The sequence below is a fragment of the Undibacterium sp. FW305-107 genome (assembly GCF_058788535.1).
In genome coordinates, this window is record NZ_JBYTAV010000002.1 from 433,748 (window position 1) to 454,520 (window position 20,773).

At 50.1% G+C, this 20,773-nt stretch carries 15 protein-coding genes; 8 read left to right on the plus strand and 7 right to left on the minus strand.

Annotated elements, in window-relative coordinates; all coding sequences use genetic code 11:
* Positions 1–22: 22 nt before the first annotated feature.
* Positions 23–4,315 carry a response regulator gene (locus AC3WQT_RS06075; protein ID WP_492702894.1) on the plus strand — a complete coding sequence of 1,431 codons (4,293 nt, stop codon included), beginning with the start codon at positions 23–25 and terminating at the stop codon, positions 4,313–4,315.
* A 71-nt stretch (positions 4,316–4,386) separates the two neighbouring features.
* Positions 4,387–5,511 (plus strand): HD-GYP domain-containing protein, encoded by a 1,125-nt coding sequence (locus tag AC3WQT_RS06080; protein WP_492702895.1) that lies wholly within the window; start codon positions 4,387–4,389, stop codon positions 5,509–5,511.
* Between the two features lie 68 nt (positions 5,512–5,579).
* Here AC3WQT_RS06080 and AC3WQT_RS06085 read toward each other — a convergent pair whose 3' ends face one another.
* Positions 5,580–6,650: an NAD(P)/FAD-dependent oxidoreductase gene (locus tag AC3WQT_RS06085; protein ID WP_492702896.1), complete on the minus strand. Its 1,071-nt coding sequence runs from the start codon at positions 6,648–6,650 to the stop codon at positions 5,580–5,582.
* 74 nt (positions 6,651–6,724) lie between these two features.
* The gene (gene fdxA, locus AC3WQT_RS06090; RefSeq protein ID WP_186951675.1) at positions 6,725–7,048 is read right to left on the minus strand and encodes a ferredoxin FdxA; all 324 of its coding nucleotides are present in this window, start codon (positions 7,046–7,048) and stop codon (positions 6,725–6,727) included.
* Positions 7,049–7,460: 412 nt separating this feature from the next.
* Here fdxA and AC3WQT_RS06095 point away from each other — a divergent pair, with 412 nt between their 5' ends.
* A complete protein-coding gene (locus AC3WQT_RS06095) occupies positions 7,461–8,432 on the plus strand; it encodes a 2-hydroxyacid dehydrogenase (RefSeq protein ID WP_492702897.1) in 972 nt (323 codons plus the stop codon).
* Between the two features lie 9 nt (positions 8,433–8,441).
* Here AC3WQT_RS06095 and AC3WQT_RS06100 read toward each other — a convergent pair whose 3' ends face one another.
* A complete protein-coding gene (locus AC3WQT_RS06100) occupies positions 8,442–8,696 on the minus strand; it encodes an acyl-CoA-binding protein (protein WP_492702898.1) in 255 nt (84 codons plus the stop codon).
* A gap of 123 nt (positions 8,697–8,819) precedes the next feature.
* Positions 8,820–9,521, minus strand: a complete 702-nt coding sequence (locus tag AC3WQT_RS06105) for a UPF0149 family protein (RefSeq protein WP_492702899.1) — start codon at positions 9,519–9,521, stop codon at positions 8,820–8,822.
* Between the two features lie 111 nt (positions 9,522–9,632).
* Between AC3WQT_RS06105 and AC3WQT_RS06110 the strand changes: the two genes are divergently transcribed.
* The 3 genes from AC3WQT_RS06110 to AC3WQT_RS06120 all read left to right on the plus strand — a co-directional run bounded on the left by AC3WQT_RS06110 (position 9,633) and on the right by AC3WQT_RS06120 (position 12,255).
* Positions 9,633–10,640: a serine/threonine protein kinase gene (locus AC3WQT_RS06110; RefSeq protein ID WP_492702900.1), complete on the plus strand. Its 1,008-nt coding sequence runs from the start codon at positions 9,633–9,635 to the stop codon at positions 10,638–10,640.
* 91 nt (positions 10,641–10,731) lie between these two features.
* A complete protein-coding gene (gene rpiA / locus AC3WQT_RS06115) occupies positions 10,732–11,403 on the plus strand; it encodes a ribose-5-phosphate isomerase RpiA (protein ID WP_492702901.1) in 672 nt (223 codons plus the stop codon).
* A gap of 105 nt (positions 11,404–11,508) precedes the next feature.
* On the plus strand, positions 11,509–12,255 hold the full coding sequence (locus AC3WQT_RS06120) for a carbonic anhydrase family protein (RefSeq protein ID WP_492702902.1): 747 nt from the start codon (positions 11,509–11,511) through the stop codon (positions 12,253–12,255).
* Between the two features lie 85 nt (positions 12,256–12,340).
* On the opposite strand, the gene AC3WQT_RS06125 is transcribed toward AC3WQT_RS06120, so the two are convergent.
* The 3 genes from AC3WQT_RS06125 to AC3WQT_RS06135 all read right to left on the minus strand — a co-directional run bounded on the left by AC3WQT_RS06125 (position 12,341) and on the right by AC3WQT_RS06135 (position 15,275).
* Positions 12,341–12,613: an oxidative damage protection protein gene (locus tag AC3WQT_RS06125; protein WP_110253792.1), complete on the minus strand. Its 273-nt coding sequence runs from the start codon at positions 12,611–12,613 to the stop codon at positions 12,341–12,343.
* A gap of 65 nt (positions 12,614–12,678) precedes the next feature.
* Positions 12,679–13,989, minus strand: a complete 1,311-nt coding sequence (argA, locus tag AC3WQT_RS06130; protein ID WP_492702903.1) for an amino-acid N-acetyltransferase — start codon at positions 13,987–13,989, stop codon at positions 12,679–12,681.
* Positions 13,990–14,120: 131 nt separating this feature from the next.
* A complete protein-coding gene (locus tag AC3WQT_RS06135; RefSeq protein WP_492702904.1) occupies positions 14,121–15,275 on the minus strand; it encodes a tetratricopeptide repeat protein in 1,155 nt (384 codons plus the stop codon).
* A 302-nt stretch (positions 15,276–15,577) separates the two neighbouring features.
* Here AC3WQT_RS06135 and hrpA point away from each other — a divergent pair, with 302 nt between their 5' ends.
* Both hrpA and AC3WQT_RS06145 read left to right on the plus strand, forming a co-directional pair.
* A complete protein-coding gene (hrpA, locus tag AC3WQT_RS06140; RefSeq protein ID WP_492702905.1) occupies positions 15,578–19,744 on the plus strand; it encodes an ATP-dependent RNA helicase HrpA in 4,167 nt (1,388 codons plus the stop codon).
* Positions 19,745–19,872: 128 nt separating this feature from the next.
* Complete coding sequence (locus tag AC3WQT_RS06145) at positions 19,873–20,769, plus strand: DMT family transporter (protein ID WP_492702906.1); 897 nt, start codon at positions 19,873–19,875, stop codon at positions 20,767–20,769.
* Positions 20,770–20,773 lie beyond the last annotated feature (4 nt).

Genomic DNA, 20,773 nt, shown 5'->3' on the forward strand with positions numbered 1-20,773 from the left:
TCTTTCTGAAGAGCTGAGTAGAATGAGTAAAGATAGTTCTCTAGCAGAAATCCATTGGCGCGAGCTTTGCCTCGACGCTCTGGACTTGATGCGCGATAACCCGGCAGACGGCCGCAAGATTGCCGTTGCCATGCGCCAGCAAGAGCCTGGCAAATCCAACCCGACGGCATTGATTGCTGCAGACCTGATCGATGCCTTTGCTGATTACTTTGATGACCACATGGAGCAGGCTGCACCCGTATTCGATCGCGCGGCAACTTTGTTCGAATCAGTGGATGAGCATGAAGGCATGGCGTTCGCCCTGTTTGGCACGGTGGCGGTCTGGCGTCGCCGTGGCCAGGTGCAGGACGCTTATGCCCTGTGTCATTCACGCATCGTGCCAGCCTTGCGCATGAAGGTCAGCCGTATTTCTGTCGTCGTCTATAACACCCTGGGTATCTTGTCGCAGGAACTGGGATATACCGAAGAAGCCATACGTCATTTTTACACTGCATTGAATGATGCGCGTGCGCTGCAAATACCTAATCGCGTCGCGCAAGTGACAGCCAATCTGGGTGAAATTTTTTACGTCAGTGGCAATGCAGAAGATGCCGAAGTCCTGTTGCAAGAAGCCAGGGACATTGCCGTCAATTCCAGCGAACGCTGGCTGGCACCTTTTGTGTCCACCATGCTGGCTTTGTGCAAGGTATCGCTCGACAAATATGAAGAAGCCTACCAGGCCATTGCCTCGTATATAGGTGGCATCAAGAGTGGTGAGAATGCCGATAATTCCAGCCGCGCCTTTTGCCTGTCAGTCGCAGCCTATACGCTGGCGATGCGTGGCCAGGTGGATGAAGCCGACAAGCTCAGTGAAACTGCCATGGGCCTGCTGGACAGCTTTGAGGATAAACACCTGAAGCCGTATAGCTGGTGGGTCAGTGGCCACCTGCATCGCAGCCATAAGCGTTACCCTGAAGCCATACGTGATTTACGCCGTGCCGTTGATGAAGTCGGTGGCAATGGTTATATCTATATGCCACTGCGGGCTATCAAAGAATTGTCTGAGATATTTACTGAGCTGGGTGAATGGAAGGAAGCCTATAACGAGCAAAAGCGCTATCTTGACTTGTTTGCCAAGGCGCAAGGACTGGCAACCCGTGTCCATGTACAAACCTTGCATATCAGGAATGAGTTGAAAGAAGCCGAGCTGGCACGGCGCATGGCTGAACGTGCCATGGTTGAGCGTCGTCAACTGGAAGACGAGCTCAAGCGCATACTGGCCGAGCGTGAAACCATATTGGAAAATTCCATCGTCGGCATGGTTTTCCTGAATAATCAGGGGCGCGTGCAATGGGTGAACACACCCTTGTGCCAGATATTTGGTGTCGCGCGCGACAACGTACTGGGTGCTTCGCTTGAACCTTTCTATGAGTCGCGTGAGGCCTATCTGGAATCGGGAGCTTTGGTCAATCAGTCTGTTCTGAAGGGCGAAGCGTTTGAGACTGAACTGAAAATGCGACGCAGTGATGGCACCTTGTTCTGGGTGCATTTCTCAGGTCGTGCCGTTGATAAGACCAACTTGACCCATGGCACGGTGTGGGTGGTCATGGACATTTCTGCTCGTCGTCAGCTCGAAGAAGACTTGAGCAAGTCTGAGCAACACTACCGTCAGCTCATCAATAATGTGACGGAAGGTATTCTGGTGGTGCAGGATGGTCGCATTGTTTTTGCCAATCCGCGGGTGCAAAGTTTGACGGGTTATGGTGCTGAACAACTGGCGCAAATGTCTTTCATTACGGCGATTTATCCAGATGACAGACCGATGGTGATCGACCATCACACACGACGTTTGCGTGGTGAAGATGTTGAGCAGTACTACCACTTCCGCATCGAAAATCATCAGAGCAGATCCATCATCTGGGTAGAATTGTCTGCAGTCATGATTGATTGGGAAGGACGTCCGGCAACCTTGTCTTTTGTCTCGGATATCACGCAGAGAAAACTGCTTGAATCCCAGCTTAAGGAAAGCATGGCTGAACAGATCCGTCTGCAGACCCTGCAAATGCAAAATGAATTGAAGGAAGCCGAAATGGCGCGCCGTCATGCAGAAGAGACGACGGAAGCCAAATCCATGTTCCTGGCCAACATGAGTCATGAAATCCGCACGCCCATGAATGCCATTATAGGCATGGCACATCTGGCCTTGAGAACGGAACTTAATCCCAAGCAAAAAGACTATGTGGAAAAAATCCACAAGGCGGGGATTTCCTTATTGGGTATCATCAACGATATTCTGGATTTCTCCAAGATAGAAGCGGGTAAGCTGAATATCGAGCAGGTTGATTTCAATCTTGACGATGTGCTCAATAATATCTCTGCCGTAACGACCGATAAGGCTGATGAGAAGGGACTGGAATTCCTGTTCCGCGCACCGCCGGATATCCCTCGTTATCTGAATGGTGATCCATTGAGATTGGGGCAGGTCTTGATCAACCTCATCAACAACGCCATCAAATTTACCGAGCAGGGAGAAATCTATGTGACCTGCCAGACGCTGGAGATGGCGGGCGGTAAAGTCAAACTCAAGTTTGAAGTGCGTGATACCGGCATAGGCATGTCGGAAGAACAGTCTGATAAATTATTCCGCCCCTTCAGTCAGGCTGATGAATCGACTACCCGCAGATTTGGTGGTACGGGATTGGGCTTGTCGATTTCCAAGGGTATGGTCGAATTAATGGGGGGCGAGATAGCACTGCGCAGCGAAGCAGGGCGCGGCACTTGCGTATACTTCACCGGATGGTTTGGCATTGCCCAGCCAGTCGTGCAGCGCCAGGTGGTGCCGGGTGCCATCAATGGCATGCGTTTATTGATTGTGGATGATAATCCTGCCGCTGCCGAAATCTTGCAGGAAATATTAACCGAATTACCTGTCGATATTGATGTCGTCAGTAGTGGTGCCGCCGCTTTGCAGGCTGTCAGGGAATGCAGTCTTACCCACCCTTATGGCGTGATATTTACCGACTTGCGTATGCCAGAAATGGATGGGCTGGAGCTCATTACTTATTTGAAACGCGATGGTTCCCTGCAACCTGCTCCCTTGATGGTGCTGGTCAGTGCGCATGGGCGTGAAGAGGTCAGCTACCGGGACGATATCGCTTTGCCCGATGGATTTTTAACCAAACCCGTGAATGCCTCTACACTGGTGGATTGCCTGGTTGAATTGTTTTCCAGTACCAATTACGCGATACCTGTCAGTCACGGCATTCTGGTGCCTAAATATACTGACTTGCGTGTGCTATTGGTTGAAGACAATGAAATCAATCAGCAAATTGCCCGTGAATTGATGGAGGCTGCAGGGGTTGCTGTCGATATTGCCGGTAACGGCAAAATTGCTGTGGACATGGTGAGTAAGACCAATCCTGAGTACTACGGCGTGGTCTTCATGGATGTGCAGATGCCAGAAATGGATGGGCATGAAGCCACCCGCTTAATCCGTGCAGATACCCGTTTTAATGACTTACCCATCGTCGCCATGACGGCGCATGCGATGGTGGAAGAGCGCGAGCTTTGCTTTGCCTCCGGCATGAATGCGCATCTCGCCAAGCCTATCAACCCCAAAGAGCTGTACCACGCGATTTCGCACTGGTGTCCGGATCACGTGACTGGCAGCAATTTTGATAATGTGCAAGTGCCAATACAAGATATCAGCAACAGTTTGCTGATCGAGGGAATTGATGTCGAAGAGGGCTTGAGTCGCACTCTTGGCAACCGCTCATTTTATCTTGAGCTCTTATCGCGGTTTTGCGATGACCAGCGCAATGTGGTTCAACATATCCGTAATGCACTGGAAGCAGGCGACCATTTACTGGCAGAGCGTCTGGCGCACACTCTCAAAGGGGTGGCTGGTTTGATAGGTGCCAAAGCCATACAACCTTATGCGACAGAACTTGAATTGAAATTGCATGATAATGCCAATATAGTGGAGCTGGCATCAGTGCTCGATGGATGTGCGCAAACCATGTTGATCACCATCAATGCCATAGATCAGGTATTGGCGCTGGAAAAATCCTCAAGCAAAACCGAAGCCAAGGTGGTGGAGCTGTTGCCGGTTGATCATGAGCTCATGCAAGACTTACTTGTAAAATGCTGTAACTTGTTGCGTGATTACGATGGCGAAGCGGTCGACTTGCTGTTAGAGTCAGGAGATATGATTGCCAATGCTTTTGGTGTCGACGTGCAAAAGCAAATCATGCGTGCAGTCAGACAGTTTGACTACGATGTAGCCCTGAATTTATTAAGCAATAGTGCGAAAAACCTCGGTTATGAAATACTTTGATTTGATGGCATCCAGTTTGATGCATGGCATTCACGAGAATGCGGGGCAATTACTTCTTATCGGAGTGATGTATGAATGAAGTATTCGATCAAAATGCCAAACAGGTAGTCCTGATAGTTGACGACACGCCCGATAATATCTCGCTGTTGTCGGGTCTGTTGAAGGATCAATACAAAATCAAGATCGCCACCAATGGTTTGAAAGCTTTGCAAATTGCGTCCAGTTTGCCGGGTCCTGACCTGATTTTGCTGGATGTCATGATGCCGGAAATGGATGGCTATGAAACCTGTCGTCGCCTGAAGACAGATGCTGCTACCTCGGATATACCTATTATCTTCCTGACGGCTAAAAGCCAGGTGCAGGATGAAGAAATGGGGCTGCGTCTGGGAGCCGTTGATTACATCAGCAAACCTATCAGTCCGCCTATCGTGCTGGCGAGAGTCGCAACGCAATTGAATCTGGTCAGGGCGCGCCATTTATTGCAAGACCAGAACAAGCATCTGGAAAGCCTGGTACAGGACAGAACCCGCAAACTGGGCAAGATGCAGGACGCCATCATCATGGCCATGGCTTCACTGGCCGAGACCAGGGACAATGAAACCGGCAACCATATTCGCCGTACTCAAAACTATGTTGCAGCACTGGCACGTAAGCTGAAAAACCATGTCCGCTTCAGCAATGAACTGACAGATGAAAATATAGACTTGCTGTACAAGTCGGCACCATTGCATGACATAGGCAAGGTGGGGATTCCCGATAATATTTTGCTGAAGCCCGACAAGCTGACGTCAGAAGAATTTGAAGTCATGAAGCTGCATACTGTCTATGGACGAGAAACCATACTCTCGGTAGAGAAATATTTGGGAGAGAGTAATGAGTTTTTACGCTTCGCCCGTGAAATCACCTATTCGCATCAAGAGAAATGGGATGGCTCAGGTTACCCGGAAAACCTGGTGGGCGACGCCATACCCCTGTCTGCGCGCCTGATGGCAGTGGCCGACGTGTACGATGCCCTGATCTCGCGTCGCGTCTATAAACCCGCATTTTCGCATGAGGAGGCAATAAGCATCATGCGTAAGGGGCATGGGACACATTTTGATCCTGATATCCTGGATGCCTTCCTGCAGATTACGGACGAGTTCAATCAGATTGCCAATCAATTCAAGGAGTCTGATTCCCACGTCCCGGCAAACTGATCTCATGAATTTGGACAAGAAAAAAGCGCAAATATTTCTTTGCGCTTTTTTGTTTGACAGTTTCCGGATTAATCGAAAACAGGTGTTTCCACGCCCAGGATTTTGTGCAACTTTGGTGATGTGGTGGTGTATTGCATGTGGATTTTCTTGTCAGGGAAAATATACGGTGCAGCACCAAACGCAGCCAGTGCAGCTTCATGGAAGCCGGACAAGATGAGTTTTTTCTTGCCGGGGTAAGTGTTGATATCACCCACGGCAAAAATGCCAGGTACATTGGTTTCAAACTTCTCGGTATTGACGACCTTCAATTGCTTGCGTTCTATGTCCAGGCCCCATTCAGCGATAGGGCCGAGTTTTGGTGAGAGGCCGAAGAAGACCAGCAAGGTATCCAGCGGCATGCGGCGGGTGACGCCATCAGCACCAGTAACCTTGATTTCAGACAGCAAATCATCTTTGGTTTCTATGCCTGTCACCTGGCCTATGGTGAGTTGCATTTCATAGTTGTCGCAGAGTTCTTTCATCTTGGCGACAGAAGCAGGTGCAGCGCGGAAATCTTCACGGCGGTGCAGGACAACAACGGATTCAGCCTTGCCAACCAGGTTCAACGCCCAGTCCAGCGCAGAGTCACCACCACCGCAGATCACCAGGTTTTTACCATGGAACTGGGTAGGGTCTTTGACGCGGTAGAAAACCTGCGAGCCTTCAAATGCTTCTATACCTTCAACCTTCAAAGTGCGTGGCTGGAAGGACCCGACACCAGCAGCGATGAAAATAGTTTTAGTAATAAAACGTGTACCGGTGGATGTTTCCAGGTCGAAGCGGCCATCTTCGCGGCGCTCAACCAGAGTCACTTCCTGACCCAAATGGAAGGTTGGCTCGAAAGGCTCGATTTGCTTCAACAGATTGTCTGTCAGTTCCTGGCCTGTGCACACTGGCACGGCAGGGATGTCATAGATCGGTTTGTCTGGATACAGTTCTACGCATTGGCCGCCGACGACTGCCAGGGAGTCAATAACGTGTGCCTTGATTTCGAGCAAGCCGAGTTCGAATACCTGGAACAGCCCAACGGGGCCTGCGCCTATGATGACGGCATCTGCTTCAATGGCGGCGTTGGCCGCGGTAGTTTGTTTGTTTTCCATACGACTAGATGATTCCTGATATTGCGGATTTGTTTGAGCCGATTAGCAAAAGCCCGTATTGCTTTTCCAGATACTTATTTGTCCAGATATTGCAATTTGTCTTTAACGTCTTTCCAGTCGTCTGCATCTGGCAAAGGAGCAACGGTCTTGGTAATCGACGGCCATTTGCGGGTCAGGTCGGCATTGATCTTGATAAATTGCTGCTGATCTGCCGGTACATCTTCTTCGGCAAAAATGGCGTTAGCCGGGCACTCTGCAACGCACACGGCGCAATCGATGCATTCGTCTGGATCAATGATCAGGAAATTCGGGCCAGCACGGAAGCAGTCCACCGGGCACACATCCACGCAATCGGTATAGCGGCAGCGGATGCAGGATTCGGTCACAACGTGGGTCATAACAGTCCAATCTAAACTAAAAATTCGGGATTTAGGCGCAGTCTAAGCGCAAAAAATAGGCTTAGGGCTGCAAAGCCTTGTATTTTAAGGCAATTTAGCAGTTCTCACAAATCAGGCTTATATAGTTTGCGCATAAGCAAATGCAGCCGAATCAAGGCGCTTTGCTTCTGGTGCCTGCCCAAAGTGAGCAATTGTAAGTCAATTATTAATTAGCCAGCTTGATTTGCGTCATTGGCATGAATTTTCTTGCAGGAATTATAGCCTGGATGAAAGTTGTTGAACTGCTATAAGACTGAAGGAAAATTTGGCATATAAACGGTATCATTCAGCATTTGGCCAGTTCCCCCCGCTAGGTGGACTAGCATGTCAAGTATTTGTTATTTTTCAATATTATTTTAATTAAGGCCAGACCATGAAGCCTGCAATCCTGGTAACACGCGCCATTTTTCCTGAAGTGCTGACTAAGCTGGAACAGTATTTTGAAGTCGAGTCGAATCAAGATGATATTATTTTTTCACCCACAGAACTCGCTGGCAGGCTCAAAGGTAAAGCCGGTACTCTGGCGACAGCCAGTGCCAAAATCAATGCTAAACTGTTGCAGCAGTTGCCAGATTTGAAAATGATCGCGAGCATGGCTGTTGGTTATGACAATATTGATGTGCCGGCTTGTACTGCGCACGGTGTCATGGCCAGCAATACGCCAGAAGTCCTGAATGAAACCACGGCTGATTTTGGCTGGGCCCTGCTGATGGCAACCGCCCGGCGGGTAACGGAGTCTGAACACTGGCTGCGCGCCGGTCACTGGACCAAATGGCGCTTCGATTCTTTCCTGGGTGCAGATGTACATGGTGCCACTCTGGGTATCATCGGCATGGGCAGGATAGGGCAGGCCATAGCGAGGCGTTCTACAGGTTTTGATATGAAGGTCATGTATCACAACCGCTCGCGCCTGAGTGTTGAGCAGGAAGCATATGCGAATAACGCGCAATATGTGAGCAAGGAAAAATTGCTGCAACAAGCTGACCATGTGGTGCTGGTGCTGCCATATTCAGCAGCTTCACATCACACCATCGCTGCGGCAGAGCTGGCAATGATGAAGCCGGGCGCAACCCTGGTGAATCTGGCGCGCGGTGGCATTGTCGATGACCAGGCTCTGATTGCGGCCTTGCGTGAACACAGGATTGCGGCTGCAGGCCTGGATGTTTTTGAAAATGAACCCAAATTCCATCCAGATTTTTTGACACTGAATAATGTTGTGTTGACACCGCATATTGCCAGTGCCTCTGAAGCGACCCGGCGTGCAATGGCAAACCGTGCGGCAGATAACCTGATTGCCGGTCTGACTGAAGGCAAGCCACGTGACTGGCTCAATCCTCCGGCTTAAGATCGCGACTTAGTCTTTGAGCGACGTGATCAGGTCAACGTATTGCTGCATCGCTGTTTCCTGGCTGGTGCCTTTCAGGCCAGCCCAGGCATCAAACTTGGCGCGGCCAACAAAGTCGGTCATGCCAGGACGATCGCCCGTGGCGTCGCCAGCGCTGCCTTGTTTAAACAGGGCATAGATTTTCAGCAAAGTCATGTTGTCCGGACGTTCGGACAGGTTTTTTGAATCGGCTTGTGCCTGGGTGAATTGTTCTTGCAAGCTCATGGTAGTCTCCAGCATGTTATTGAGAAGCGCAAAAATAGCATGAAGACATGCAGGCGGGGCAATTTTGCGCTAGAGGTTTCCCTCCAGCGCTTCAGGTTTGCAGAGAATTAATTATGTAGGTGATTAATGCAGGGTAGGCTCAGCACCGCAGCAGACTTTGTATTTTTTACCGCTGCCACAAGGGCAGGGATCATTTCTGCCTACTTTTGGAGCCTCACGCTTGACCGTGGTGACACCAGATTTGCGCAAGGGTGCCCAGAAACGGCGTATGGTGGGGATGGAAGCTTCCAGCGTCAACGCCAGTTCATGGCATTTTTCTGGCGTATCAACAAATTTCAATTCGCTTTCTTCTATCTCTTCCGCACCCAACAGATAGATAGGTTGCAGTAATGGGCCGATTTCTTCAGATTCCCAGGCGGCTTCCCAGGCTTCCTCACGCAACTGCATGCCTTCCCAAAAGCCCCAAGCCCAGGTCTCGCCATCGATCAATTCCTTGCCATTCTGTTCCATGACACAAAACAGGGGCTCGTATTCTTGCGGTGCGACTTCAAAAGTGATTTGTATTTCATTCATGAAGCGGGCCACCAGGCCAGTGATGCGTTGCATTTCCTTTTCATTCTTGAACTTGGGTTCGCCCTGATCAGGCAAGCCCCACACCAGTGGCAACCATTCAGCCATGGGTATCATCTCCGGTCCAAGGGCAATGGCAGTCAGGTAGCCATGCAGAGCATCCATGGTCATGCCATCGTCACCGACCTTGTCCGACATGAGGAATTTGTCGAGTTCATTGAATTCTTTGTCGCTTAGTGGTTCGTCGAGATGCATGGTGTGACTCTTGAAAAGGTAAGTATGAAAATACCGGAAGTTTAGCGCTTTGTGTGCTGGCTGTGCAGGACTTTTATATCGAATGCACTGACAGACACGTACAATAGCGGCATGACAGATTTTATTCCCCCAGATTCATTCGCCGGGCTGACACCCGAATTAGTCCTTGATGCCGTTGAAAGCAGTGGCTTGCGTAGCGATGGCCGCATGCTGGCCCTGAACAGCTATGAAAACCGTGTTTACCAGATAGGCATAGAGGACGCTTCTCCGATTATTGCCAAGTTTTATCGCCCCTTGCGCTGGTCAGATGATGCAATAGAGGAAGAGCATGATTTTGTGCGTGAATTGCAGGCGCATGAGATTCCTGTCCTGGCGGCGCTACAAACTGAGGGCGGCGACAGCCTGAGGCATTACCAGGGTTTCCGTTTTTCTCTGTTCAAACGTCAGAGTGGACGCGCACCTGAAACCGGCGACCCAGCGACATTGGAATGGCTGGGTCGTTTCATAGGGCGAATACATGCTGTCGGCGCTACTAACAAGTACGCAATCAGGCCAGCACTGGATCCCCAAAGTTTTGGTGTCTTGCCACGTGCCTGGTTAATGGAAAATGATTTCATCCCGCCTGATTTACTGGCGGCCTACGCCAGCGTCAGCCAGCAGGCTCTGGATGGTATCCAGGCTTGCTACGACAGGGCGGGCGATGTGCCGCAACTACGCTTGCATGGTGATTGCCATCTGGGAAATGTCTTGTGGCTGGAGTCGGGTACTGAAGCAGGCCCACACTTTGTCGATTTTGATGACAGCCGTATGGGGCCGGGTATACAAGACTTATGGATGCTGTTATCGGGAGAGCGTAACGAGATGCAAAGCCAGTTGACCGATATCCTGGTGGGTTATGAAGATTTTTTTGAATTCGAGCCGCGTCAGTTGTATTTGATCGAAGCCTTGCGAACTTTGAGGTTGATCCATTATTCCGCCTGGTTGGCGCAGCGCTGGAGTGATCCTGCTTTTCCGGCGGCTTTTCCATGGTTCAACAGCCAGCGTTACTGGCAAGACCGCATACTTGAACTGCGTGAGCAGGTTGCTTTAATGGATGAAGCGCCACTGTGGCAAATTTGATACTCTTTTTGCTAAGTTTTGATCAAATTGCTAATAAGTCGGGCCTTACTGTAAAATCCCGCCAATTTTTAAACTATGATGGAAATGCACCATGACTCAAGATGAATTGAAACTTGCCGTCGCCCAGGCGGCAATTGCTTATGTAGTAGAAGGTGAAATTGTTGGCGTAGGTACAGGTTCTACGGCGAACTTTTTTATTGATGAGCTAGCCAAGATCAAGCACAAAATCAAAGCAGCGGTTGCCTCTTCCGAGGTGACGGCAGCACGCTTGCGTTCTCACGGTATTACCGTGCTGGATTTGAATGAAGTGACATCCATGCCGGTATATATTGATGGCGCGGATGAAATAACGCCACAAGGTGCCATGATCAAGGGGGGCGGTGCGGCATTGACGCGTGAAAAGATCGTTGCTTCTGTTGCTGAAAAATTTGTCTGTATCGCTGATGGTTCCAAGCTGGTGGATGCGCTGGGCAAGTTCCCTTTGCCGGTAGAAGTGATCCCCATGTCATACGCTGTCGTTGCACGCAAGCTCAATGCATTGGGCGGCGAGGCGCGTTTGCGTATGAAGGATGGGCAGCCACTGCTAACTGACAATGGCAATATGATTTTGGATGTGCATGGTATGCAAATCCATGATCCACGCGCTATGGAAGCTCAGATTAACAATATCGTTGGTGTAGTGACAGTTGGTTTATTCGCACGTCAAGGTGCAAATGTTTGCTTGCTGGGGACTGCAGAAGGTGTCAAAACCTTGCAGTTCTGAAATCAGCAAGGGAATACTTCAGGCTGGCCTGCTGTAAATATGGGCAATTAATTAAATGTGAATGGGAAATCGTCCGTTGTTCAATCTTATGAGGGGATTATGCAAATGAATACGAATATAAATAAAAAGACAAGCACATCATTAAGCTTCATCGCCGCATTGACGACAGCATTATTGATGTCGGCCTGTGCAACGCAGTCGCCAACGGCAAGCCAGCCTGTCATCAGAGTGGCAATGAACCAAGCCATGCAAAGCAAGATCAGCCCTGACGTTGCAATCAGTATGCTGAAAGAGGGTAACCAGCGCTTTGTATCCGGCAATATGCTCAAACGTGATTTGCCTGCGCAGGTCAAGGCAACCGGTCATGATGGTCAATTTCCATTTGCCAGTATCGTCAGTTGCATAGATTCACGTTCTGATCCCTCGCTGGTATTTGATCAGGGTATTGGTGATTTGTTCATTGCCAGGGTAGCTGGCAATATCGTTAATGAAGATATACTCGGCAGTCTTGAATATGCAGCAAAGGTTGTCGGCTCCAAAACCATTGTCGTCCTCGGCCACTCGCATTGTGGTGCCGTCAAAGGTGCTTGTGATAACGCCAATCTGGGTAATCTGACGCAACTGGTAGCGAAGATCATGCCTGCGGTTAAGGCAACGCCAGATAGCCATGGCAGCGACCGCTCGTCAAAGAACCATCATTTTGTCGAAGCCGTGGCAGAGATGAATGTCAAGATGACAGTCAAGGCAGTAACGGAGAAGAGTGCGGTACTGAAAGAAATGGCCGACAAAGGCCAGATCAAGATCATCGGTGCCATGCTGGATGTAGAAACTGGCAAGATAGAGTTCTATTGATACAGCCCGTTTTGAAGCAAGAAAGCCCGCAGATGCAGGCTTTCTTTATTTTGTGCAGCTAGCGTCCAGCTGATGGGCAGTACAATTATTCTGTTGGCGGCACATAGCCGGTAGCAGCATCAGCACCATCGCCAAAGAAATGTTTTTCCATCTGGGTTGCCAGATATTTGCGGGCACGGGTATCAGCGAGGTTCAGGCGATTTTCATTGACCAGCATGGTCTGGTGTTTGAGCCAGGCAGCCCAGGCTTCTTTGGACACGCTTTCATAAATCCTTTTGCCCAATTCACCAGGGTAAGGTGGAAAGTCCAGACCTTCAGCTTCTTTGTCTAATTTAATGCAGTGGACCGTACGGGCCATATTGGTACTCCTTAATATGTATCTTGGTAAATCTTGAAAACAGCCTGAATTATACGGTCAATGCTCTAGAGTTGCTTGATCAAAACCAGAGACTTGCGTTGCCAGTTATACATTTTTTGTCTGTCTTTTGGCAAATCATCAACCGATGCACTGACAAAGCCGCGCTTCAGGAACCAGTGTGCGGTGCGTGTCGTTAACACAAACAGGCTGTGGAAACCGGCGCGGCGTGCGCGTTTTTCCATATGCTTGAGTATCCGTTCACCGTCGCCCTGGCTTTGCACATCCGGGTTAACGGTCAGGCAAGCCATTTCTGCCATTTTCTCAAACGGGAACGGATACAGCGCTGCGCACCCAAATATGACGCCATCATGCTCGATGACCGAGAAGTAATTGATCTCGCGCTCTATCAGTTCACGACCACGCTTGACCAGGGTACCATCGGCTTCCAGCGGTTCTATCAGTTTGATGATGCCGCCCACATCTTCAATCGTGGCTTCACGCAAGCTTTCCAGGTTTTCTGATGACACCATGGTGCCCACGCCATCATGGGTAAATAATTCCAGCAAGGCAGAACCATCCATCTTGTATGGGACAATATGGATACGTGGCACACCACCGCGTGAAGCCTTGATCGCATGCTCAAGATAAAACGCCGAATCCAGTGGCAAATAACCGGCCTTTAATTCCAATTCCGCCTGCATGAAAGATAATTCGCGGATTTCATCATTATCCTGATCCACCATCATCGGTGTTTCTGAAATGAAAATCAGCTTGTCTGCACGCAAGGCTGTGGCAGCAGAAACGGCAACGTCTTCCATCGTCAAATTGAAAGCTTCGCCAGTCGGTGAGAAACCCAGCGGGCCAAGCAAGACCAGATTGCCGGCATCAAGGATGCGGTGGATGGTATCGTAAGCCACTTTGCGGGCGATGCCGGTCAATTGAAAATCTACTCCACCGACTATGCCTATCGGTTTGGCCGTGACGAAATTGCCGGAAATGATACGTATCGCCGAGTGGGCCATAGGCGTGTTTGGCAAGCCCTGGCTGAACGCGGCTTCAATATCAAGGCGCAACTCACCAGCAGCCTCTTTCGAGCATTCCAGCGCTGCCGTATCGGTAATGCGTATGCCATTATGAAAACGGCCTTCTACATTCCGTAAGGCCAGTTGTTCTGCAACCTGGGGTCGTGAACCATGAACGATGACAATCTTGATGCCAAGCGCATGCAAAAGTGATAAATCTTGCGCCAGAACTGGCAGGGCGCCTGCCATGACCAGTTCGCCGGGAAAGGCGACCACAAAGGTCTTTCCACGGAAGGCATGAATGTAGGGCGCGACTGAGCGCAACCATTGAACGAATTGAACGGGATTTTCCATCCGCCAATTATAATCTGAGACGCAAAAGCGCATGGGATTACAACGTGGTCGGATTTCCACATTGTTGTCATTGCAGCTAAAACCTCAAGTCAGGCACTGTCAATTGCGCGCGACGGGTTATTGGCAATTCTTCAATTGTGCGAGTATGTTGCCTTGATTTTCTCCAGTTTGCTGGCGTAAAGATTTTGCGCCTTACGGGTTGTGCTGTTGGCCTTGGCCAGTGTCAGCTCATCTACTGCATCCCGGGTTTCGCCCAGTCTTAAATGTGCCAATGCCAGCCATAAGTGAAACTCATCATAGTTGGGATCGCGCCTGATTTCGCGTTTGAACAGTGTCTTGGCTTCCACATAGTCACCGCGTTCCATGGCAGCCATACCTTTGTTGAAGAAATGGAAAGGGGGATAGGGTTGCAAGTTTTCCAGACGGCTCAGGTAAACCTGCGCTTCTGCGCGGCGTTCTGTTTTGCGTAACACCTCGATCAGATTGCTGAGTGCCATGATATTTTCTGCATCTTTGCCCAGTATTTGCCTGAATACACTTTCTGCCAATGCCAGATCACCATGCTGTCTGTAAACTACACCCAAGGTATTGTAGGCAGCCGTAAAATCAGGATCACTCATCAAGGCAGATCTGGCAAACCAGTAGGCGTCGTTGATTTGTTGTTGTGCCAGTGATTCTGCCGCCCGGTTATTGAAATACATGGCGATGACGGTTGCTTCTTTAATCAATTCCGATCGTTGGCCGCGAAGGTCTTTTGGGGGGAGAAAGTCGATCACCATGGACTGTGAATATTCCTGGGTAAAACTCCTGAATCCAGATTTATAGCCCAAGACGATATTGACATGTCCGGCAGCAAAATAGATATCGTTATTGCGGCTCCACGATTCATCGACAAGGACATTTTGATATTGGACTTCCATCCCAAGTTCTTTTGCCAATGCTGCTGTCATCAAGACTAATGACAAACAATTACCTGAACGTGCGCTGAATGCCTGCGCAGCATTGCGCGTGATTTCGGCATCATATTCAAGTCTTATCTGCCCTTTGCTTGAAAGTGCATCGAACAAAGTTTTTTGTGGAGATTTGCCTCTTAATTGTGAGCCTATCTCGTTTTTCAGATAGACGCGCATTTCGTCACTAAGCGCCATTACATCGTCAGTCTTGACTGTTTTGGATGGCGGTGCGAATCCCTGGTCATTTAATTGCAGATGGCCTATTTTCTGGCTGGGTTGGCTGGCGCAGGCAGTGAGCAAAATAGTGAAGAACAGTGTTATCCAGGTTTTCATTTTTTGACTCCTCCACGTAGCTGGATTTGGAACATGCATCTTTCCGTGATGCTTAGACTACTTACCTTGGTACACAAGTCAGAACACAAGTGGGCACAATGACAGTAGCGTGCAGCGGCAGATTCGCATTCGTTTCATTATAGGATAAATAAAGAGGGGATTTATTTATATGAATTCACGCTTGTTGTTAAATATGTGCACAGGTATTTGTTTGTATGAAAGCTGCATGCAAGCGGGTCTCTCATGGTAATCAAAGCAACATTTCCTGCACGGCGTGAAAATCTGGGATAATGCGCAACGCTATGTCTTCAAATCAAACACCTAAAAACTCCCCCAAAAAAGCAATTCCCGGTGCGATAGATGGTTTATCGGGATTGCGAGAGCTTCGACAACAATTGCGTGAAACCACCGCGAAGTCTGAAGTGCCAGAAAACAAACCGCGCAATCTTAACGATAGTGGTGCAGAACAAGTGCGCCCTGCGCGAGTGCAGCAAGCAAGGACTCAAGGATCTCGTCAGCAGTCAAGACCTCAGTCAGGACGCGTGGCTGGTGCAGAAACTGGCAGAGAAAGCGGCAAAGACAATAACAAACAAAAGACAGCCGTGTCAGCCAGGGAAGAACCGGCTTTACCTTTTCGCAATGCTCTGCCACCGATCAGCTTTCCTGAAGAATTGCCGGTATCCGGTAAACGTGCAGAAATTGCCGAGGCTTTGCAAAAGCATCAGGTTATTATTGTCTGTGGTGAAACTGGTTCAGGCAAGACCACGCAGCTACCAAAGATTTGCCTGGAACTGGGGCGCGGGCAAAAAGGCCTGATAGGCCACACCCAGCCGCGCCGGATCGCTGCTTCGTCTACCGCCAAGCGCATTGCGCAAGAATTGAATTCGCCGCTGGGTGAAAATGTAGGTTTTAAAGTCCGATTTACCGATACCCTGAGCAAGGGGGCGTCGGTCAAGTTGATGACTGACGGTATCTTGCTGGCAGAAACCCAGACCGACCCGCTGTTAAAACAATATGACACCATCATTATCGATGAGGCGCATGAACGCAGCCTGAATATTGATTTCCTGCTCGGTTACCTCAAGCAATTGCTGCCCAAGCGGCGTGACCTGAAGATCATCATCACTTCAGCCACAATAGATGCGCAGCGCTTTGCCAATCACTTTGCTGATACCAGAGGTGCCGAGCCAAAGCCAGCACCCGTGATCGAAGTATCAGGTCGTTTGTACCCGGTAGAAGTGCGCTATCGCCCCATACAGGACACAGAAAAAGATAAAGAACGCGATTTGATGACGGCGATTACCGACGCCGTTGATGAATTGTGCCGTGTAGGCTCTGGCGATGTGCTGGTATTTTTGCCTGGTGAGCGTGAAATTCGCGATGCTGCCGAGGCCTTGCGCAAACATCATCCACCACACGTAGAAATTTTGCCACTGTTCGCCCGCTTGTCGGCGCAAGAACAGGAAAGGGTATTCAAGACCTCGAATGCGCGTCGTATTGTTCTGGCGACCAATGTGGCGGAAACCTCGCTGACTGTGCCAGGCATACGCTATGTTGTTGATGCGGGTTTGGCACGCGTCAAGCGCTATAGCTACCGGAATAAAGTCGAGCAATTGCAGATAGAGGCGGTTGCCCAGTCTGCTGCCAATCAGCGCGCAGGTCGTTGCGGCCGCGTTGCTGCAGGTGTGTGCATACGTTTGTACGATGAGCAGGATTATTTGCAAAGGCCAAAATTTACCGAGCCAGAGATTTTGCGCTCGTCACTGGCTGCCGTCATCTTGCGCATGAAGTCCTTGCGCCTGACTGATGTTGAAACTTTCCCTTTCATAGAACCGCCACCAGGCCGGGCGATTGCTGACGGTTATCAGCTCTTGCAAGAACTGGGGGCGATGGACGAAGTCAATCAATTGACGCCGGTGGGCAGGCAGTTGGCGAAATTGCCGCTGGACCCGCGTGTGGGTCGTATGATCCTGGCAGCGCGCGACAACCAGGCCTTGCAAGAAGTGTTGATCATTGCTGCTGCCCTGTCGGTGCAAGATCCGCGTGACCGTCCTATGGATGCGCAAGCCGCTGCGGACATGGCGCACAAGAAATTTGCTGATGAAAAGTCTGAATTCCAGTCTTATCTGAAAATCTGGGCGTGGTTCGAAGATGCTATTGAGCATAAGAAAACCAATCGCCAGTTGCAAGACAATTGCCGTGCCAATTTCCTGAGTCAGATGCGCTTGCGTGAATGGCGTGAAGTACATTCACAGTTACTGACTATCGTCAAGGAACAGGGCTGGCGTTTGAATGAAGCGCCTGCCACCTATGAGCAATTGCATCTGTCATTGTTGACGGGTTTGCTGGGCAATATAGGTTACAAGTCGGATGAAGAAGCGCATTACCTCGGTGCACGTGGTATCAAATTTTATATCTGGCCAGGTTCTACCCTGGCCAAAAAAGCCGGGCGCTGGATCATGGCGGCTGAGCTGGTGGATACCACACGTCTGTACGGCCGCTGCATCGCTCAGATCAATCCGGAATGGCTGGAAAAAATTGGCGAACACCTGCTGAAAAAATCCTATGGTGAACCCCGTTGGGAAAAGCGTGCTGGTCAGGTGTCTGCTTTTGAACGCGCCACCCTGTATGGTCTGGTCGTGTATATCCAGCGCCGTACCCAGTATGGTTTGACGCACCCTGTTGAGGCACGCGAGATGTTTATCCGCGATGCCCTGGTCGAAGGCGAGTTTGATACCCGTGCGCCTTTCTTTGCCTATAACCAGAAACTGGTGCGCGAGATAGAAAACCTCGAACACAAATCACGTCGCCTGGATGTGCTGGTGGATGAAGAACTGATCGTGGCTTTTTATGATCAGCACTTGCCAGCAGATGTGTGGAATGCAGTTTTGTTTGAACAATGGCATAAGGAAGCGACCAAGGCCAACCCCAAACTCTTGTACCTGAACAAGGACGAGCTGATGCGCCATGAAGCAGCAGGCGTGACCACGGATTTATTCCCCAAGACCATGCAAGTCTCTGGCGTGGCTTTGCTGCTCAGCTATCACTTTGAACCAGGCAGCCCACGCGATGGGGTGACTCTGACCGTGCCTTTGTTTTCATTGAACCAGGTATCCGCAGACCGTTGTGAATGGCTGGTGCCAGGCATGCTGAAAGAGAAAGTGCATTTGCTGATCAAGTCCTTGCCGCAAAAGATACGCCGCCATTGTGTACCTATACCAGAATATGCGGCTGGCTTTTGTGAGCGCAATGATTTTGGCAAAGGCAATTTCCTCGATGCAGTGATTGCCGACATACGTGAACAAAAAGGTTTGCTGTGCAAGACCACGGATTTCAAATTTGAGACCGTGCCCGTCCATTTGACGATGAATTTCAAAGTTGTTGATGAGCATGGTCGCCAACTGGAAATGGGACGTAACCTGGCCAGCTTGCGGGCTGAATTTGGTGGCCAGGCACGTGAGAGTTTTCAGCGCATTGCCAGCGCCGAGAAACTGGCCCTGCTGGATACAAGTCCGGTTGTGACCAGGCAGGCTCCTGTAGCAGAAGACAAGTCGGTCCGTCATGCCGGAAAACCTGCGACTGCCAATGTCCAGACTGCTTCTGCCGTACCGGCATTCAAACAAGAAAACCTTACTGCATGGACTTTTGACAGCCTGCCCGAATTGCTGGAAGTCCAGCAAGGCAAGCAAACTCTGATTGGTTATCCGGCACTGGTGGATAAACTCACGCATTGCCATATTGAAGTGTTTGATGACCCGGATGAGGCAGGCCGCATACATCGCGTAGGTTTGCGACGCCTGTTTGCCTTGCAATTAAAAGAGCAGATCAAGTTCCTGGAAAAAAACATCCCAGGCTTGCAGCAAATGGGCATGCAATTCATGGCGCTGGGTTCACAAGAAGAATTGCGTGACCAGATTATCCAGGTGGCGATAGAAAGCGCTTTCTTGCAAAGTCCTTTGCCTGCGAATTCAGGTGAGTTCAATAAAAGACGTGATGAAGGCAAGGCCAGATTGAATTTGCTGGCCAATGAAATTGCCCGCACAGCCGCGCAGATACTGGCCGAATACCATGGCTTGCCCAAGAAGCTGCAGGGTATCAAGGCGCATGCGCAAGCTGCTGCGGATATGCAGGCGCAATTGCAAATGCTGGTGACCAAACGCTTTATCGCAGAAAATGACTTCACACAGTTGTCGCATTTCCCACGTTACCTGAAAGCGATCACGGTACGCATGGACAAACTGCGTGCCGACCCTGCGCGTGACCAGAAGTTGCTGGCTGAATGGAATAGCGTGGCCCAGGCCTGGCAGCGTCATCCACGCAAGACTGGTATTGATGCTGATCCCAAACTTCTGGAGTTCCGCTGGTTGCTGGAAGAACTCAGGGTTTCATTATTTGCCCAGGAGTTGCGAACTCCCATGCCAGTGTCCGTCAAGCGCCTGCAAAAAGTGTGGGAGAGTTTGCAGCGCTAGCTGTCATTTGAGATGGATTTGCATGGCCGCAGGCAGAGCTTGTTTGCTTGTTGTATGCTGAGGGCAGGCAGACAGACGGGTTAATACACCTGATACTGCCTGCTTTTTTTATAGACCTGCTGAAATTCATGAATCATAAACTGAACCCTGCGACAATTTTCTTGCTTGTCATACCGCCTTTGCTCTGGGCGGGCAATGCTGTGGTCGGGCGCATGATACATGAGATGGTGCCACCTATCACGCTGAACTTCATACGCTGGGTATTGGCCTTCTTGATTCTTTTGCCCATGGCTTTCCATATCTATCGCCGTGACAGCATCTTGTGGCGTAACTGGCGGCGTTATGCGGTGCTGGGTTTGCTGGGTGTGGGTTTGTACAATGCCTTGCAATACCTGGCTTTGCAGAGTTCTACGCCGATTAACGTCACCCTGGTTGCTGCCAGCATGCCGGTGTGGATGATGATGGTCGGTAGCCTGTTTTTTCAGGCCAAGGTCTCGCGTTGGCAATTGGCTGGTGCAGTATTGTCTATCATCGGTGTGTTGATTGTTTTAAGCCGCGGTGAAATAAGGCAATTGCTGTCACTACATCTGGTTCCTGGTGACATTTTCATGATCATTGCCACCATCACCTGGTCAGTGTATAGCTGGCTGCTGACGCGGGGTAGCGATGGTGAGTTGCGCAATCACTGGGCTCATTTCTTATTGGCGCAAGTCAGCTTTGGCGTATTGTGGTCAGGCTTATTTTCTGCAACTGAATGGGCAGTGACCAAACCGTCCATACACTGGAGCCCCATGCTATTCGCTGCGCTGGCCTTTGTCGCTGTCGGTCCTGCGGTAATCGCTTTTCGTTGCTGGGGCTTGGGTGTGCAAAGAGTGGGGCCGAATATCGCCGCTTTTTTCAATAATCTGACCCCGTTGTTTGCAGCCCTGATGTCATCCGCATTTTTGGGGGAAACGCCACATTTGTTTCATGCGTTGGCTTTTATCTGTATCGTTGGTGGCATTGTTCTGTCTTCACGGCGCTAGTTTT